The organism is Burkholderia sp. BCC0322 (assembly GCF_902833045.1).
Taxonomy (GTDB): Bacteria; Pseudomonadota; Gammaproteobacteria; order Burkholderiales; family Burkholderiaceae; genus Burkholderia.
Genome location: NZ_CADFDU010000023.1, coordinates 18,820 through 36,147 on the forward strand (window position 1 = coordinate 18,820; position 17,328 = coordinate 36,147).

18 protein-coding genes, 1 tRNA gene and 1 pseudogene are annotated in these 17,328 nt (G+C 66.8%); 9 read left to right on the forward strand and 11 right to left on the reverse strand.

All coding sequences use genetic code 11. The features are described from left to right. The first annotated feature begins 16 nt into the window (after window positions 1-16). Window positions 17-415 (forward strand): nuclear transport factor 2 family protein, encoded by a 399-nt coding sequence (locus HWX39_RS34725; RefSeq protein ID WP_175972024.1) that lies wholly within the window; start codon window positions 17-19, stop codon window positions 413-415. Between the two features lie 67 nt (window positions 416-482). Here the strand turns inward: HWX39_RS34725 and HWX39_RS34730 are convergent, their stop codons facing one another. After that, window positions 483-1,463, reverse strand: a complete 981-nt coding sequence (locus HWX39_RS34730) for an acetyltransferase (protein WP_175972025.1) — start codon at window positions 1,461-1,463, stop codon at window positions 483-485. 17 nt (window positions 1,464-1,480) lie between these two features. After that, window positions 1,481-1,816, reverse strand: a complete 336-nt coding sequence (locus HWX39_RS34735) for an SDR family oxidoreductase (protein ID WP_244135159.1) — start codon at window positions 1,814-1,816, stop codon at window positions 1,481-1,483. Here HWX39_RS34735 and HWX39_RS36535 point away from each other — a divergent pair. The 4 genes from HWX39_RS36535 to HWX39_RS34750 all read left to right on the forward strand — a co-directional run bounded on the left by HWX39_RS36535 (window position 1,713) and on the right by HWX39_RS34750 (window position 5,026). Then, entirely contained in the window at window positions 1,713-2,000 is a 288-nt protein-coding gene (locus tag HWX39_RS36535; protein ID WP_244135162.1) for a hypothetical protein, read from the forward strand. The two genes, HWX39_RS34735 and HWX39_RS36535, sit on opposite strands and share 104 nt — an antisense overlap. A 68-nt stretch (window positions 2,001-2,068) precedes the next feature. After that, window positions 2,069-2,326 (forward strand): helix-turn-helix transcriptional regulator, encoded by a 258-nt coding sequence (locus HWX39_RS36540; RefSeq protein WP_244135160.1) that lies wholly within the window; start codon window positions 2,069-2,071, stop codon window positions 2,324-2,326. A gap of 296 nt (window positions 2,327-2,622) precedes the next feature. Then, window positions 2,623-3,990, forward strand: a complete 1,368-nt coding sequence (locus HWX39_RS34745) for an MFS transporter (RefSeq protein WP_175972026.1) — start codon at window positions 2,623-2,625, stop codon at window positions 3,988-3,990. Next, window positions 3,977-5,026 carry a beta-propeller fold lactonase family protein gene (locus HWX39_RS34750; protein ID WP_175972027.1) on the forward strand — a complete coding sequence of 350 codons (1,050 nt, stop codon included), beginning with the start codon at window positions 3,977-3,979 and terminating at the stop codon, window positions 5,024-5,026. Before HWX39_RS34745 ends, HWX39_RS34750 begins: the two co-directional genes overlap by 14 nt. 61 nt (window positions 5,027-5,087) lie before the next feature. On the opposite strand, the gene HWX39_RS34755 is transcribed toward HWX39_RS34750, so the two are convergent. Then, complete coding sequence (locus HWX39_RS34755; RefSeq protein ID WP_175972028.1) at window positions 5,088-6,125, reverse strand: AraC family transcriptional regulator; 1,038 nt, start codon at window positions 6,123-6,125, stop codon at window positions 5,088-5,090. 205 nt (window positions 6,126-6,330) lie between these two features. Here HWX39_RS34755 and HWX39_RS34760 point away from each other — a divergent pair, with 205 nt between their 5' ends. Then, a complete protein-coding gene (locus tag HWX39_RS34760; protein ID WP_175972029.1) occupies window positions 6,331-7,440 on the forward strand; it encodes a fatty acid desaturase in 1,110 nt (369 codons plus the stop codon). A gap of 9 nt (window positions 7,441-7,449) precedes the next feature. Here HWX39_RS34760 and HWX39_RS34765 read toward each other — a convergent pair whose 3' ends face one another. The 6 genes from HWX39_RS34765 to HWX39_RS34790 all read right to left on the reverse strand — a co-directional run bounded on the left by HWX39_RS34765 (window position 7,450) and on the right by HWX39_RS34790 (window position 12,817). Further along, window positions 7,450-8,070, reverse strand: a complete 621-nt coding sequence (locus HWX39_RS34765; protein ID WP_175972030.1) for an HAD family hydrolase — start codon at window positions 8,068-8,070, stop codon at window positions 7,450-7,452. Window positions 8,071-8,215: 145 nt separating this feature from the next. Beyond that, a complete protein-coding gene (locus HWX39_RS34770; RefSeq protein WP_175972031.1) occupies window positions 8,216-9,088 on the reverse strand; it encodes a hypothetical protein in 873 nt (290 codons plus the stop codon). 51 nt (window positions 9,089-9,139) lie between these two features. Next, window positions 9,140-9,796 carry a TerD family protein gene (locus HWX39_RS34775; RefSeq protein ID WP_175972032.1) on the reverse strand — a complete coding sequence of 219 codons (657 nt, stop codon included), beginning with the start codon at window positions 9,794-9,796 and terminating at the stop codon, window positions 9,140-9,142. Window positions 9,797-9,896: 100 nt separating this feature from the next. After that, window positions 9,897-10,913 carry a DUF475 domain-containing protein gene (locus HWX39_RS34780; protein ID WP_175972033.1) on the reverse strand — a complete coding sequence of 339 codons (1,017 nt, stop codon included), beginning with the start codon at window positions 10,911-10,913 and terminating at the stop codon, window positions 9,897-9,899. A 45-nt stretch (window positions 10,914-10,958) separates the two neighbouring features. Next, entirely contained in the window at window positions 10,959-11,705 is a 747-nt protein-coding gene (locus HWX39_RS34785) for a VWA domain-containing protein (protein ID WP_175953648.1), read from the reverse strand. A 20-nt stretch (window positions 11,706-11,725) separates the two neighbouring features. After that, window positions 11,726-12,817, reverse strand: a complete 1,092-nt coding sequence (locus HWX39_RS34790; RefSeq protein WP_175972034.1) for a toxic anion resistance protein — start codon at window positions 12,815-12,817, stop codon at window positions 11,726-11,728. A gap of 514 nt (window positions 12,818-13,331) precedes the next feature. Here HWX39_RS34790 and HWX39_RS36875 point away from each other — a divergent pair. The 3 genes and pseudogenes from HWX39_RS36875 to HWX39_RS34805 all read left to right on the forward strand — a co-directional run. Beyond that, a pseudogene (locus HWX39_RS36875) lies at window positions 13,332-13,643 on the forward strand (TonB-dependent siderophore receptor); the annotation flags it as partial. 57 nt (window positions 13,644-13,700) lie between these two features. Continuing rightward, window positions 13,701-13,791 (forward strand) — tRNA-Ser (locus HWX39_RS34800). 484 nt (window positions 13,792-14,275) lie between these two features. Next, window positions 14,276-14,878 (forward strand): hypothetical protein, encoded by a 603-nt coding sequence (locus tag HWX39_RS34805; protein WP_175972035.1) that lies wholly within the window; start codon window positions 14,276-14,278, stop codon window positions 14,876-14,878. A gap of 66 nt (window positions 14,879-14,944) precedes the next feature. On the opposite strand, the gene HWX39_RS34810 is transcribed toward HWX39_RS34805, so the two are convergent. Both HWX39_RS34810 and HWX39_RS34815 read right to left on the reverse strand, forming a co-directional pair. Next, a complete protein-coding gene (locus tag HWX39_RS34810; RefSeq protein WP_175972036.1) occupies window positions 14,945-16,960 on the reverse strand; it encodes a sodium:solute symporter family protein in 2,016 nt (671 codons plus the stop codon). Window positions 16,961-16,963: 3 nt separating this feature from the next. After that, window positions 16,964-17,308, reverse strand: coding sequence for a DUF4212 domain-containing protein (locus HWX39_RS34815; protein ID WP_175972037.1), 345 nt, complete (start codon window positions 17,306-17,308; stop codon window positions 16,964-16,966). Between the last annotated feature and the right edge of the window lie 20 nt (window positions 17,309-17,328).

Consider the following 17,328-nt stretch of genomic DNA (forward strand, 5'->3'; position numbering starts at 1 on the left):
CGGAAAGAGACGCGTATTGTCGCGGCTGCGCTGCGCGGTGTCGATGTTCGACGCGCTCGACGCGGTGTTCACACCTGATGCCGCGATCGACTATCGCGCGATGGGCGGCATCGCCGGCCGCTATCCGGGGGGACGGCGTGGCTGCGCACCGTGCTGCCGCCGTTTCCGCAATACCGGCACATGGTCGGCAACCTGTCGATCCGACTCGACGGCCATACCCGCGCGCGGCCGCACGATCTGCTTCAAGCCGATGGAGGTCGCGCTGCCGGACGGCGGCACGCAGGTGATGGTTCTCGGGCCGTGGTACGCGGACCAGTTCGTGCGCACCGCACGGGGTTGGCGCATCGCCGAGCGCGTCAAGGCGCGCTGCTGCTGTCACAACATGCCGGCCGCGCTCGCGGGCGCGACCGATTGATCCGGCCACGATGCGCACGCCGCGCGATGGCTGCACGGCGTGAGCGTCATCGCAGCCGGCCGCTGCGTCAATCGAGCCGGAACGCCGCCTCGAATCGCTCGGCGAACGCGTCGAACTCGGCTTCCGGCAGATGGTTGATGCCGCCCGCGCGCTTGCGCCCACCACCGGTCGGAAAGCCGCGACAGAACTCGTCGGCACCGAGCGGCCGACCGTCCGGCACGCGCACGCTCACGACGAGCCCGCCGTCCGCGCGCGGAGACAGCACCGCGAGCGCCGCATGCGGCGCGTTGCGCATCCGCTCGTTCGCGAGCATGCCGGTCGCGCGCCGCGCCCATGGATGATCAGGCATCCGGACCAGTGTCGCGCCAGGCACTTCGCGCAACGGCGCGAGTGCGCACGCGCGCGCCATGTCGTCGCGGTAGCCGTCGCGCAGCGCGGCGAACACGGCCGTCTCGCGCACGAAATCGAGCGGGTCGATGCAAGGCAGCATCGCGTCCGCGAGCGCGGCCGGGTCGAAATGCAGATCGCCGACGCATTCGCCGTACGCGTTGTAGTTCAGGTAGAGCCCGAGTTCGGCGAGCGTGTCGCGCTCGGCGTCGCCCAGCCCGTGCTCGCGCGCGAGCACATTGCCGAGCGCCGGCAACTCGTCGCCGAACGCCGCGACGATCGCCCAGCGCGCGTGCCGGCCGCCGAGATAACGGTTCACGATCGCGCTCGTGCAAATGTCGGCCGCCGTATCGATATGCGCGTCGAAGCGCGCATCGTCGGGCAGCTCGCCCGCGAAGTGATGGTCGAAATAGCGGACCGTCACGCCATCGCGCAGCAGCCGCGCGCAAGCGTCGCGATTCTGGTCGTGCGACACGTCGAGCACGGTGACGATGTCGCCCGCGCGCGCGTCGATCCGCTCGAGCAGTTTGATGTCGCGCTTCACGCCGGTCACGAGCGTGCCGTGCTCGCCCTCCGCGAGCCGCAGTTGCTGAAGCGCGCACAGGCCGTCCGCATCGCCATTGAACGCGAAGAAATGCCGCGCGTGTTGATTGTCCTGCATGATCCATTGCTCCATCGTCAACGCATGAAATTGCCGCCATTCGTGTCGCGCGTCGCACCCGTCCCCGCATTCGCGTGGTCCGACACAAGGAACGGCGCGGCCCGCGCGCAATCGTCGTCGGTCGGCAGCTTCGCGAGCGCGAGGTTCGACGCGATCGGCGCGATGATCTGCTCCTCCGTCATGCCGTACCCGGCGGCCGCCTGCCGGTCATACTTCTGGGTCGGCACGCCCCACATCCGCCCCACGTGGATGCTGTTCGCGCGATTGCCGTGCACGCCGAGTTCGCGCGCCGGGTATTTTGCCGCAACCTCGATCGTCGACGAGGACGGCCGCGCGATCAAGCGCAACCGCATCGCCGAGCGACTGATCGGGCGGCACGACGGGCTGTGCGTGCGCCAGGAGCGGCTTCATGCGTCGTGCCCGCTCGACGAGCGCCGGCTGCAGAAAGCGTTGCGGGCCGCGCTCGAGCATTTCCGCGCGGGCGCGCTCGCGTCGAAGCCACCACGCTGTCGCGCCCCGGCGGCGCGATCCCGTTGAACGTGCTGTTGCGCCCGCTCGCGCCCTACCGCGGCGCGGAGGACCGCTAGCACCGGCCGGCCGTCGCGGTGCTCGTCCGCGATCCGGCGGCGTCGCCCCAGACGTCGCGTGACAGGCTGCACCGGTTGTTCCGGCGCACGCCGACGGAAACCGAAATCGCGCTGCGGCGCGTCGACGGGCTGACGCTCGACGAGGCGGCCGCCGCGACCGGCATCACGAAGAACACGGCCCGCGCGCATCTGCGCGGCCTCTTCGCGAAAACGGGCGCGACGCGGCAGGCCGTGCTCGTGAAGTCGCTGCTCGACAGCGTCGAGTCGATGGCGTAGCGGCCGCGACGGCAATCGCCGGACGGGCCGCGCGGTCGGTACCCCGGCGCACGGGTAGCGGTCGGCTATCCCGTGACTGACGCACACTCATTTCATGTCATACGTCATCAGACATGAATAAACAACTGCCGAGTCTCAATAATTTCCCTTATATCCGGGAAATTACCGGGTAAACCCGCGACGCCTTCCTCTACGCTCAGGCGTACCATGTTATACGACGACATACTACATAGACCGCCACCCGGACGCTGACGCGAGCAACCGCCCCGTCCGCCGCCGCCCGACCGGAGACACGCTTGAACCCGCCCTCGCCCGCTTTGCCCGGACCCGACCCGCTCGCGTCCGCCGTCTCGAAAGTGAAGTGGCACGTGCTGCCGCTCGTGCTGATCATGTTCATCGCGAACTACATCGACCGCGTAAACGTCGGCTTCGTCGATCGCCACCTCGAGGCGTCGATCGGCATCGGCGCGGCCGCGTACGGGCTCGGCGCCGGGCTGTTCTTCGTCGGCTACGCGCTGTTCGAAGTGCCGTCGAACCTGCTGATGCAGCGCTACGGCGCACGCGTGTGGCTCGCGCGGATCATGGCGACGTGGGGCATCGTCGCGGCCGCGATGGCGTTCGTGTGGAACGACACGTCGTTCTACGCGTTGCGCTTCCTGCTCGGCGCGGCCGAGGCCGGCTTCTTCCCCGGCGTCGTGCTGTACCTGTCGCAATGGCTGCCGCCGCAGGAGCGCGGCAAGGCGATGGCGATCTTCCTCGGCGGTTCCGCGTTCGCTTCGGTGCTGTCCGGGCCCGTCACGGGCGCACTGCTGTCGATCCGCGGCTTCGGCCTCGAAGGCTGGCAGTGGATGTTCCTGATCGAGGGGCTGTTCTCCGTCGCGCTGTGCGGCGCGAGCTGGCTGCTGCTGAAATCGCACATTCGTGACGCAACGTGGCTCACGGCCGAAGAACGCGCGGCGCTCGAACACGCGCTCGACGAGGAGCGCGCGGCGCGCGACGTCCGCTCGAACGTGCCCGTGCGCGCCACCGCACTGCTGCGCGATCCGCAGATCATGCTGTTCTGCTTCCTGTATTTCTCGATCCAGCTGACGATCTACGCAGCCACGTTCTGGCTGCCGACGATCATCCGCAAGATGGGCGGCCTCACCGATTTCCAGGTCGGCCTCTACAACACGATTCCATGGATGATCGCGATCGGCGCGATGTACGGCTTCGCGGTGCTGTCGTCGAAGTGGAAGCATCCGCAGCGCTGGCTCGCGTTCGCGCTCGTGCTCGCCGCGTGCGGGCTGTTCGCGTCGACGTCGCACGATCCCGTGTGGTCGTTCGCGTCGATCTGCTTCGCCGCGCTCGGCTTCAAGGCCGCGTCGTCGCTGTTCTGGCCGATCCCGCAGGGTTATCTCGACACACGCGTGGCCGCGGCCGTAATCGCGCTGATCAACTCGGTCGGCAACCTCGGCGGCTTCGTCGCGCCGACGGCCTTCGGCTATCTGAAGCAACATACGGGTTCGATCACGGGCGGACTGTATGCGCTCGCGATCGCTTCGCTCGTCGCCGCGGTCGCCGCGCTGTTCGCGCGCACGCACCGGCGCAACGATCCACCGCGCGGCCTGCCGGCCGACGAGTCCTTCACGAACGCTTCGATGCTCCGCCATGCCGAACACTGACCGCCTGACCGTCGTCGTCTCGAATGCCGCCGACGGCGACCTCGCCACGTTCTCCCTCACGACCGACGGCACGCTCGCGCCGCTCGCCCGCTACCCGGCGGCCGACGTTGCAATGCCGATCGCCGTGCAGGCCGACCGCGCGCGGCTTTACGTCGCGACGCGCGGCGAACAGCCGACGATCGTCGCGTTCCGGGTCGTCCCGGCCACGGGCGCGCTCGCGCGCATCGGCACGACCGCGATCGACGCGAGCCACGCATACCTGTCGCTCGACCGCAGCGGCCGCTGGCTGCTCGGCGCGTCGTACGGCGGGAATTCGCTGAGCCTCTATGACGCCGCGCGCGTGCGCGACGGCGACGGCGCACCGCTGCAGGTGGCCGGCGGCATCGCGAACGCGCACGCGGTGATCGTGTCGCCGGATAACCGTTTCGCGTACGTCAGTTCGCTCGGCTCGGACCGCGTGTTCAGCTTCGAACTCGTCGAGAACGCGGCCGGCCTGCGCGCGCTCGAACACGGCGAAACGCGCGTGCCGGCCGGCTTCGGCCCGCGTCACCTGCGCTTCGCGCGCGACGGCCGCGCGCTCGTCGTCGTCAGCGAATTCCAGGCCACGCTCGCGACGTTCGCGCGCGACCCCGACACCGGCCGGCTGGGCGATGCACACGTGAGCGCACGCCATCCGGCCGTCGCCGAACTCGCGCAAGGTCATGCGCGGCCGCCCGCGCCCGCCGAACCGTCCGTGTGGGCCGCCGATCTCCATCTGACGCCCGACGAGCGTTTCGCGTATGTCAGCGAACGCACGTCGAGCCGCCTGCTCTGCTATCGCCGCACCGCCGCCAACACGTTCGAGCCCGCGCACGCGACCACCACCGAGACGCAGCCGCGCGGGTTCGCGATCGATCCGTCGGGGCGCTGGCTCGTCGCCTGCGGAGAACAGTCGGAATACGTGTCGGTGCATGCGATCGCGCCAAACGACGGTGCGCTGTCGCCGCACGCGCGCGTGCCGGGCGGGCGCGGTGCGAACTGGGTCGCGATCATCTGACGCCGAGGCGCGCAGAGCATGACTCGGCAGGCCCGCCACGCAGGCGCGCGCTTGCCCGCATTCAGCGCCGCTCGCTCGGCGCGACGCCCGTCCAGCGCTTGAATGCACGCGTGAAGTTAGCGCGATCCGTATAGCCGACGCGCGCGGCGATCTCGTCGACCGGCAGCCGCGTGCCCTCGAGCAGCCGCAGCGCGTCGCGTAGCCGGATCTCGTCGAGCAGTGCAGAATAAGTCACGCCGTACTCGGCGAGCTTGCGCTTGAGCGTACGCGCAGATACATGCAGTTCGCGCGCGACGTCGTCGACCGATGGATAGCCGCCCTCGCCGCAGATCAGCAGGTTGCGCACGCGCTCGACGATGCTTTCCGCATAGCCGAGCCGCGCGAGTTCGGCCTCGCACTGCTGCACGATCATCTGCGCGGTGTGCGCATTCGCGGTGCCGATCGGTTCGTCGAGCAGCGCGGCGTCGCAGCGGATGCGGTTCGCGCTTGCGTCGAAATGGCAGCGTGGCAGCCGCCCACGATAACGCTCGAACCACGGCGGTTCGGGCCATTCGAAATGGAGCTCGGCACGCGACTGCAGCGTGCGCCCCGGCACCGGATACAGCAGCGAGTTGAACAGGATCGCCGTCTCGACCAGGAAGTTCTCGACCGCGAACTGCCGCAGACGGCCGAGCGGAAACGCTTCGAACACGTCGATGTCGACGGTCCCGTCGAGCTGCGTGAGCCGCACCGAAAAGAACGGCACGCGCGTCGGCAGATAGCGGATGCCGAGCGAGATCGCCTCGCCGAGCGTCGCGCAGCTCATCAGCCCGAAGCCGATCAGTCCCGCTTTCGTCAGGCTGCTGCGCAGGCCGATCTCGATCGCGATCGACGGGTCGTCCGTCGCGTCGAGCAGGTTGAACACGATCGCCGCCTGCTGCAGCGGCGTGATGCGCGCATCGGGCTGCGCGAGCCGCTCGCGCTCGACGCCCGAGCCGGCAAGAACGCGGCTGCCGTCGATGCCGCGCTCCTCCGCCAGCATCAGCATGAACAGCGCATACGCGGACGACACCGTCGCCTTGTTCAGCTGGCGCGCGGCATCCGGGACGGACAGGACCATGCGGCAGACTCCGGAGCGGTTTCGGCGGATTGTAGCGTCGCTGGCCCGCAATGACACCGGGGCGAGACTCTAGCGGCGCCGGCCGGCCATCGTGGCCCGAAATGACACCACCATTGGCACCCGCGGCCCTCGCGTGTGGTCCGGTGCACGCCTATGCTTGTCACATCGGCATTGCGCCCCACTCTTTCCGCAGGAATCCCGGTCGATGAGCCAACCCGCACGAACCGCCTTTCGCAACGACGCGGACAAGGTCGCGTACGTCCGCCGCGAGGTCAACGCCGCGAGCGACGCGATCCGCGCACGCATTCCGCTGCTCGACAACCAGAACCTCGTCGGCGCGACCGTGATGGCCGTCTCGGTCGCCGCGATGCTCGCGATCGCGTGGCTGTATGCGCGCGGCGCGATCGCATGGTACGTCGCGCTGCCGCTCGCCGCGTTCGTCACGTCGCTGATCCACGAGCTCGAGCACGACCTGATCCACCTGATGTACTTCAAGAAGACGCCGTGGGCCTATCACCTGATGATGGCGCTGTGCTGGCTCACGCGGCCCGGCACGATCAACCCGTGGACGCGGCGACGCATGCACCTGCATCACCACAAGGTATCGGGCGGAGAATCGGATCTCGAGGAATTCGGCATCACGAACGGCGAGCGCTGGGGCGTGAAGCGCCTGCTGATGATCGCGGACGGCATGCTCGCCGTCGTGCTGCGGCCGGCCGCGATGCGCCGCAAGGTGAAGCAGTATGTGGCCGCGCAGTCGGTGCAGGATCCGTCCGAGCGCCTGCAGTTGCGCGTCGAGCAAGTATCGTCGTACATGCCGGTCGGTCACGTGTATTACGTGCTGTGGCATGCGTTCATCGTCTATCACGTCGGCCTGTTCGCGCTGCATGCGTTCGGCTACCCGGTGACGGTGCCGGCCATCGTCGAGCGCGTGATGCGCGTCGTCGATTTCCTGGCCGTGGTGTGGCTCGGGCCGAACTTCGTGCGCAGCTTCTGCATCAACTTCGTCAGCTCGAACATGCATTACTTCGGCGACATCGATTCGCGCAACGTGATTCAGCAGACGCAGGTGCTCAACCCGTGGTGGATGCTGCCGTTCCAGCTGTTCTGCTTCAACTTCGGCAGCACGCACGCGATCCATCACTTCGTGGTGCGCGACCCGTTCTACATCCGCCAGTTGACCGCGCGCACCGCGCATGCGGCGCTGCGTGAAGTCGGCGTGCGCTTCAACGATACCGGCACGTTCGCGCGGGCGAATCGCTGGGGCGGTTATCGCCCGGCGCGTGATACGCGCCAGGCTCGGGCCGACGCGTAACGCGCCGCCTCAACCGCCGATCGGCGGCATCGGCCCTTGCCCGCGGATCCACGACCAGTTCGCGAGCTCGGCCATTTCCTTGTCGCCTCGGCTGTCGCCATACGCGAACAACTGTTTCGGCGGCCGGTTGCCCCACCACCCGCGCAGCCGCACGACCTTCTGCGGCCCCCAGCAGTTTTCGCCGTCGAGCCGCCCGGTGAAGGTGCCGCGCTCGAACGCGAGCCGCGTCGCGAGCACTGCGTCGAAGCCGGCCGTCTTCGCCCACTTCTCCAGATACAGCGACGGCGACGCGCTCACCAGCACGACTTCGTGCCCGCGGGCCCGATGCTCGTGGATGCGCTCGAGCATCTCCGGACGCACGAGGCTCGGCAGATAGCTGTCGACGAAGGTGCGCGCCTGCGCATCGAGCGCGTCCTCGCGCACCGGCCCGAACGCGAACGACGCGAACCTCGCCTTCGCGTCGCCGCGCGACATCAGGCCGGCCTTCATCGCGACGATCCACGGCAGTGCGCGCAATCCGGCCCACGCGAAGCGCGGCGTGCCGACCGCATAGCGGACGAAATGGCGAAAGCTGTCGGTCGTCGTGATGGTGCCGTCGAAATCGAATGCGGCAACGATGCGGTCAGTCATGGAGAATCGGCGGGAAAGCGATGAGATGCCCGGGAAGATAGCAGACTCGCGCCGGTGCACGTGAAATGACGTGACGCAGCGTGGCCTGCGCAGCGAACGCGCGCGCCGTCACGGCGCACGCGTTCGTGCCCTTCGCGCCGCTCCCTCAGCGCTGCGGTCGCGCCGCCAATGCCGCCGGCAGCACGACGTTCATCAGGTGATCGGCGCGCGACAGCAGATCGGTCACGCGCTCGTCGAGCCCGCGCAATTGCGCGGGTTGCATGCGGATCTGCTGCACCGCCTGGCCGACGATGTTGCGGCGGTCGAACAGCGTGCGCTCGACACCCGCATCGTCCGGCGCGCGCACGACATCCGACACCGCGCTCAGCGCCGCGAGCACAACAACGAGGTTTTCTTCCGCGTGGCGAACCTTCGCGGCAAGCTCCTCGGTACGGCGCGGGAAAAAGCCGAGCGACTGCTTGAGCGCCCCGATCGCCGCACGGTAGTCGACATGGCCCGTCGCCGCGCCGAACCAGCGCTCGAACATGCCCGCCTTGCGTGTCGCCTGCGCGAGCATGCCGGCCATCATGTCGGCCGCGCCGAGTTCGTTGAATTCGCGCGTCGTTGCCGCGACGGCTTCGACGAGATTGCCGGCCGTCTCCAGCGCGCCGTCACCGATCGTCGCGACCGTCGCGAGCTTGAGCGGCACCAGTTGCCGGATGTGCCGCTCGATGCGCGGCGCGTAGTCGGGATAGAGATTCGGAAAGCTGGCCTGCGCGGCGCGGAAGCACGCTTCGAGCTGCGGATGGTTCGATTCGCCGAACACCGCCCGGCCGACCGCCTCGGCCAGCGCCGCGCGCACGGTTTTATCGGACGCGGGCGTGGGCCCGAAGTCGAGCGCCTGCGGCGCCGGCCGCTCGGGCCCGCGCGCAACCGGCGCCGCGGCCGCGGGCGGCGCGTCGAACGCAAGACGCCCGGGCGTGCGCTCGGGCGTCGTATCGAACTCGAGCCGCTTCGGCTCGTCTGACGGATTCGTCATCGCTGCTTCCTGCCCGGCGCGGCGGTATCCCGCCAGCCGGGCTGCCGCCAGTCAGACCGCGCCGCCGTACGCGCGCACGAAGTCGCCCAGGCCGCGGTTGTAGCCGGCGCCAACCGCCTTGAACATGAAGTGGCCGTCGCGGCGATAGAAGCTGCCGACCTGCACCGACGTCTCCATCGAGAAGTCTTCCTCGAGTGCGTACTTCGCGATCACCGCGCCCGACACTTCATCGGCGATCTGGATGTAGCTGTTGCGCACCTGGCCGAAATTCTGGCGACGCGCTTCGGCCTGGTCGATCGTCACGACCACCGAGACTTCCTCGACGTCGGCCGCGAGCTTCGTCACGTCGATGAAGATCACCTCGTCGTCGCCGTCGCCGCTGCCCGTGCGGTTGTCGCCGCTGTGCACGACACCCAGGCACTTCGACGCGGGCATCCCGCGCTTCGGGAAATCGTCGCCCGGCTGGATGAAGGTGTCCTTGCGATCCATCGTGCGCACTTCGCTGTTGTAGAACACGAAGTGCTGATCCGAGATCAGCTTCGGGTTGCTCTGCGCGTCGTACTTGCACAGGAACACCGACACGTCGAGATCGAAGTCCGTACCCGTGTCCGTCGCGTTCGCGTCCCAGCCGAGACCGATGCGGAACTTCTGCGTGCCGGGCGCTTCCTTCGACAGGTTGACGCGACCGCCTTTCGACAAATTGATCATTTGAACCTCTTCTGCTGGAACCGCCGTTGCGCCGGCGGCAATGCCGGGCCGCCCTGCGCGGCCCCTCGTTGATGGTGTTCGACCCGCGTGTCGCGCGTGATCACTCGCCCGCCACGGCCGTCCGGTTTTCCTTGCGTTGCACGACGATCGACGACCACACGGCCGCAGCGATCATCGCCGCGCCGATCAGGCCGGTAACGACCTCGGGCACCTCGAACTTCACGCCGAGGAACATGATCGTTGCGAGCGCACCGATCGCCCAGAAGGCACCGTGCTCGAGAAAGCGGTACTGCGCGAGCGTGCCCTTCTTCAGCAGCACGAGCGTCATCTCCCGGATGTAGGCCGCGCCGACGCCGAGGCCCAGCGCGATCAGGAAGATGTTGTTCGACAGCGCGAACGCGCCGATCACACCGTCGAAGCTGAACGACGAATCGAGCACCTCGAGATACATGAAACCCGCGACGCCTTCGCGCACCACGCGCGTCCCCGTCTCCTCGCCACCGATGAGGTCGCCGATGCCGTGCGCGATCACGAAGCTGATGACGCCGAACGCACCCGCGAGCAGGAAGCCCACCTGCTCGACCGCCGGCACGTAGAGCGACGCAATGATGATGATCGCGAGCGTCAGCGCCACTTCCAGCGCCGTGATGCGGCCGAGGTGGCTCATCGGGCCTTCCAGGAAGCCGATCCAGTGCTCGTCCTTCTCGGTGTCGAGCATGAACTTGAAGAACACCATCAGCAGGAACGCACCGCCGAATGCGGAGACCTGGTGATGCGCGGACGTGAGGATCGCCGCGTACTGCTCCGGCGACTCGATCGCGAGCTTCAGCGCGTCCCACATGCCGATGTGGCCGATCACGGCAACGATCAGCAGCGGGAACACGAGCCGCATGCCGAACACGGCGACCGGCAGGCCGAACACCATGAAGCGGTTGCGCCACTTCTCCGACCAGTTCTTGAGCACCGATGCATTGACGACCGCGTTGTCGAGCGACAGCGAGATTTCCAGCACGGACAGGACCGCGACGATCAGCATGTCCTTCACGCCGCCGAGGAGATAGGCCGCGACGAGCGCGAGCACCGTAAGCGACAACGGGATCTTGAAGTCTTTCAACATGATAGGGGGTAGTCGAGTTCTGGATAAAAGGCGTGCGGGCCGCGCTTACTTCGCGCGCACCCAGTCGCAGAATTCCTGCGTGATCAGCTGTTCGTAGATCTGTTCGTCGCTGATGTCGAGCGATTCGAGATGCAGGAAGCCGACGTTCGGCATCTCGTCCGCGACTTCCGCGAGGAAGCCGAATTCGCTCGGATCGCCGACGCCGACGAGCGACCAGTACAGCGGGTAGTGCTGCGATTCGGCCAGCAGCTGGCGCACGCGCTTGCGATCGTTCTTCGGGTTCTGGCCGTCGGTGACGAACAACACCCACGCGGGCAGATGGCCGTTCACCGGCGCGGAAGCGGCCGGCGCGGGCGTCTCGTCCGCACCGCCGAACAGCCGGCTCAGGAAGCCGCGCTTCTCTTCGCGTTTCGGCGACGGCTCCGGCGCGCGGAAGAAGAAGTCGACGATGTCGTTCATCACCGGCGCGTACTGCGTGCCGCCCCACTTGTCGATCCGCGCGTTGAGCACGTGATCGGAGATGTACGAGCCGTAGTTGTCCGGCGTCGCGGTCGGCAGGCGGTCGTAGCCTTCGGTGAAGGTCCACGTGTCGACTTCGCCGTTGTCGTCGAACTTCAGTGCGATGCCGAGGATCCGGTCGTGCGTGTCCTGGATCACGCCCGACTGGTACAGCGGCTTCGCGGAGCCGGAGATGTCGAGCGCCGCGCCGACGCGCACGACGGGCGGCTTCAGGATCTGGCGTTTTTCGAGGACGATCGCGACCTTCGCCGCGCGTTTCTCAAGCGTAATCATGCGGTGTTCTCTCGGTTCTTTCAGTTGTGCTTCGGAGCGAATCGGGTGATCAGGTCCTGTTCGAGCTGGCGCAGGCGCGGCGCGTCCTGCTCGCGCTGGCGCTTGCCGTCGGCGACGATCTGCGTGATGTCGTCGAATGCGCCGAACAGCTGCTGCTGCGCGTATTCGAACGTGTCGGTCGAGATCACCGGGCGCTGGCCGAGCTTCGCGACTTCCTGTGCGTTCTGGCGGTTCAGGTCGGCCTGCGCGCGGATCGCCTCGTCGGCCGCGTCGTACGTCGCGTTCGCGAGCGCTGCCGCGCGCTTCGTGCTGAGCTGCTCGAGGTAGAGCGCGAACGCGTTGGTCCACGCGGGGATCAGCACGGTCTTGATCGTCATGAACTTCGACGTCAGCGTGCGTTTCTGGTCCTGCTCCATCCGGATCTGCGGCGCGAGCTGCTTCGACATCAGCATCGCGCGATCGAGGTCGTCGAGCTTGCTTTCGAGCGCGTCGACCTTGCGCTTCACGTCGAGCAGGCGTTGCGCGGCAAACGCGTCGTCCACCGGCTGCTGGCCGGCCGCGAGATGCGCGCGCAGCGTCGCGAGCGCCGCTTCGCCGTGCGCTTTCGACTGTGCGAGCTCCTGGTGCAACGCGTAGTTGTCGTTGTACATCCGCTCGAGCTCGTCGATGCCGGCCTTCTGGCGCTGCGCATGGTTCTCGAGCTCGACGACGAGCGTGTCCATCCGCTTGCTCACCGACTCGTATTGCGACAGCAGCTTCTCCTTGGTCGAACGGAACAGCCGCGTGACCTGTGTGAGCAGCCCGCCCTTGTCGGCGCCGCGCGGATCGAGCCCCTTCGCGGTCGCGATCAGTTCGTTGAGCTTGTCGCCGAACCGGTCGGCATCCGACGCGCGGACGCTCGCGAGAATCTGCTGGGAGAAGGCGGCGATTCGCGTGCCCTGCGTCGCGCCGAGCTGGTCGATCTCGTCGACGGTGATCAGGCGGACGTTCTCCGCCGGGCGTGCCGCCGGCACGGCAACAGCGGCGGCAGGCATGACGACGGGAGACGAAGACGGGGTGGAAGGACGATCGCTGACCGCATTGGCGTTCTTGTCGTCGAATAGCGGCTTCATGTGGCTACCACGTTTCCTTTTCTGCTTTTTGCTGCGTGTTGTCATGCGCGCAAGGCGCGCATCCGCGATTGCCGCCGTGCTCTCTCACGGGCGGCAGACGGACAATAAATGGCTCGAGCGCCTTGCGTCAAGGGAAGGAATTCTTTCAATTTCCATTCATTTTGTAATGTGCCGGGTGAGCGCAATGCCCGACCGTCGCCGTTTCTGCCGCCATGCATGTTGGTCGTGAAGGATTCGGACACATCAAAACTTACATGTCCGATCAATGCGAAAGAGAAATGAAACCGCCCGTTTTGTCTGGTTTCAGACGGCGCACATGCTCGCCGTTCACGAGCACATGGGTGCGCGACGGTCAGGTTTCATACGGACCATCGTGCATGTCGAGCGTGAAGCGCTCGATCGGCTCGGCGGCGGCGACATGAGCGAGCCGGGCACGGTCACCGAGACCTGGCTGAGCAGCGTCGCGGTGACCGACACGATCGGCTTCCTACTCGGCGACCGCGCGCTGTTCACGATCGGCGTGCCGTGGCTCCCGCTCAACGCCGGCGCTGAATACGACGTGCCGATGCCGCGCGGCCTCACGCCAACCGCACGCTGGATCCACACGGGGCCGCAATACGTGGACGTCGCGAACACGATGTCAATCCAGGCGCGGGACCGCTACGACCTCGGTGCGCACTACGCGGCGGAACCGTTCGGCCGGAAGACGATGCTCCGCGCGACCGTACGCGATGTCACGCACTCTTGCCGGCCGTCGACGGCCGGCGGATACCTGGCGCAGGACGATCCGCGCTCGGTGTGGCTACCGATGACGACGGATTTTTGACGATCACCGGAGGGAGTGGCGGGCTGCCACCAGAGTTTGCTATACTCTCGGTCTTCCGGAGAGATGGATGAGTGGTTTAAGTCGCACGCCTGGAAAGCGTGTATAGGTTAATCGCCTATCGGGGGTTCGAATCCCCCTCTCTCCGCCAAGACATCAGCAAAAACGGGCCGCTCGGCCCGTTTTTCATTTCTGCACGCCAAAGCGCCCGTCAATCCGTTGACGCAACTTCAGTGGACAGCGCTCTTGATGCGTTGATTCGCCGTCTCCAAGGCCACGCGCTCCGAACCCGCCCGCCATCACGGGCTTCGCATGGATTCCACACTCATGCGCTACGCGCAGGCGCAGGCCATGCAATTCGACGCGCCCTGTCCTCAATCGCTCCATTGCTTTTCTCGGCCCGAAAGCGTCCAACTGAATCCGTCATTCGAAGTTGAATAACGATCGCATGCCGGCGCCGCATCGGATCGAATGATGTACACGTGCAGCATTGCCCCAATCGGAGAAACTGCGCTCGCGACACCCCATATGTCCACGCCCGTTCCTTCGGGAGTACCGCAACTCCCGAACACCGCACGTTAAAGATGTGTATTCTTCTGACGATATCCGAGGTTTCATCTCCGCGAGTCAGATCCATGCGATTCAGTCCACGGTTCGCCATGATGGCTGTCGCTGCGACGATGCTGTCCGCTTGCGCAACGGCATTTTCGCCGGCGTCGATCAGCACCACCGTCGCGGTAACGTCTCCCCCGCCGCTCGAGAAATCGTTGCGCGACGGCGGATCGTCGACCGACCTGTCGGCCATCGGCCAGCCCGCATCTCAATTTCGCACGCTTCTTTCCGTTCGCGAATGCGTCGCCGCCAAATGCGCGGCGGGAATCGCCAAGCCGACGCTCACGGTCACGGTCCAGCGCGTGTCCGAAGGACAGGCAGCGATACGCTTCTCGGTCGACGGGGAGATCGGCAGCAGCCAGACGCTGAAATCGCAAGCCGGGAAAGCCACGTCGGAAGTGACCCTGTCGATCCCGTCGGGCGTGACGCCGATCAACGATCAATTTGCCGTCGAACGGGTCGCGACGATCAAGGTTGGCGAGTTTCGACACGTGGCGTTGCCACATGGCATGCGTGCCTATGTCTGCGTCGCCATCCCGAACGCCAATGGCGTGACGGATGGCAGCTGCGATTTCAGCCGGGTGCAGGCGACCAAGGGAGCCGAGCTCGGCATTTCCGCGCTCTGACCGGCCCGTCACCGCGCCAGTACGGGCGGATCGCGGCACTTGAGCAATGCCGAACGCCACCCCGTGTCACGGATGCCGGATGTAATCCACCAGCGCCCGCGTATATTCATCCGGCTTTCGATCGAACAGACTCACGACGATCGCCACCGCAAACCCCGCCGGCACCCCGAACACCCCCGAACTGATCGGCTCGATCCCGAACCACGTGCGCCCCGCGAACCCCGTCAGCTGCGTGAAGAACGGATAAGTCGACACGATGTAGTACACGCACACCGCCAACCCCGTCACCATCCCGGCGATCGCGCCGCGCGTCGTCGTGCGCTTCCAGAACACGCCGAGCACGAGCACAGGGAAGAAGCTCGATGCCGCGAGCGAGAACGCGGCGCCGACGAGAAACAGGATCTTCCCCGTATTGAGCGACGCGACATACGACGCGAACAGCGCGACGCCAAGCAGCAGCACCTTCGAGATCGTCACGCGCCGCTGGCTCGATGCGTCGGGCGCGACCATGCAGTAGTAGACGTCGTGCGACAGCGCGTTCGCGATCGTCAGCAGCAACCCGTCCGCGGTCGACAGCGCCGCGGCAAGCGCACCGGCCGCAATCAATCCCGACACCACATACGGCAGCCCGGCGATCTCCGGCGCGGCCAGCACGACCATGTCCGGCTGCATCTGGATTTCCGACCAGTGCACGATGCCGTCGCGAATCACTTCGACGACGCTGATCAGGTCGGGTTCGAAGTGATGCCATTGCGTGACCCACGCGGGCAATTCGGCGAACGGCCGCCCGACGAGATTCGCGAGGATCTCGTACTTGATCAGCACCGCGAGCACCGGCACGCTGAGATAGAACAGCGCGATGAAGAACAAGGTCCAGCCGACCGAGCGCCGCGCCGACGCGACCGACGTGGTCGTGTTGTAGCGCGTCAGGATATGCGGCAGGCTCGCCGTGCCGAGCGACAGGCACAGCAGCAGCGCAAGGAAATTCCGCTCGCGCGGTTTGCGTTCGTCATCGCTCGCGGCGGGAAATGGTTCGTGCATCGGCACGGGCGGCTCGGCCCGGGCCAGCAGATCGTCGCGCGCCTGCGTCCACGCGACGCGCGCCGCCGCCGGATCGCGCGGGAAGTCGGCCAGTTCGCGCTCGCGCTGGCTGATCTCGCGCAGCGGCCCGTTGTGGCGGCGCAGGTCGGCAAGCTGGTCGACGAGATGACGGTGTGCGTCCGCATAGGATGCCGGCAGCCGGTCGAGCCGCGTCTGGATATCCGCGGCTTGCCGGCGATACGCGTCGCGCACCTGCTGCTCGTCGAACGCATCGCGCACCTGCGCCTCGCGCGCCGCGACGCGCTCCATCAGCTTGCCGTAGCTGAACTGCGGCACGGGGCCGAGCCCGTTCTTCATCGCGATCAACGACACCGGAATCAGGATCGCGCTGATCAGGATGATGTACTGCGCGACCTGCGTCCACGTGACCGCGCGCATCCCGCCGAGAAACGAGCACACGAGAATACCCGCGAGCCCGCAGAAAATCCCGATCGCGAAATCGACGCCGATGAAGCGCGTCGCGATCAGGCCGATCCCCTGGATCTGCGCGACCAGGTACACGAACGAACACAGGATCGCCGCGCCGGCCGCCAACGCGCGCACGGCCGTGCTCGAGAAGCGCGTGCCGAGAAAATCGGGAATCGTGTAGCGCGCGAGCTTGCGCACATAAGGCGCGAGCAGGAACGCGACGAGGCAGAACCCGCCCGTCCAGCCCATCACGTACGCCAGCGCGTCGTAGCCGGTGGAATAGAGCGAGCCGGCCAGGCCGATGAACGACGCGGCCGACAGCCAGTCGGCCGCCGTCGCCATTCCGTTGAATGCGGACGGCACGCGCCGCCCGGCCACGTAGTACTCGACGAGATCGGACGTGCGCGACAGCAGCCCGATCACCGCATACACGGCGATCGGCACGAACAGGAACACGTAGCCGATCCAGACGCCGGAGCCGGCGGCACGCTCGATCCGCCACATCAGCAGCACGAAGCCGAGAAAGCCCAGCGTGTAGAGCGCGTATGCGCGAATCAGTCGATGCGTCAGCATGAATCAGCGCCCGCCGTTCGCGTGGCCGACGCGCGCCGCATGATCGTCGTACGCACGGCGCAGCGTGCGGTCCGCCCGTTGCATCAGCCCGATGTAGACGACGATCAGCACGAGGTACACGAGAATCGCGCCCTGCGCACCGACGTAGAACGGCAGGCTGAACCCGGCGAAGCGAACCTCGGCGAGCGCGGGCCCGTAGAACGGCACGATGAACGACACCGCAAAGCCGATCGCCATCAGCACCGCGATCAGCGCGACGTTGAAGCGCCAGTAGCGTGCGTGGGCACGCGCGAGCGGCTCGGGAACGGGCGGTGGCGCGGCAGGCGCGGGACGAGTCGGAACGGTCATGCCGTTATGTAACAAAAAGC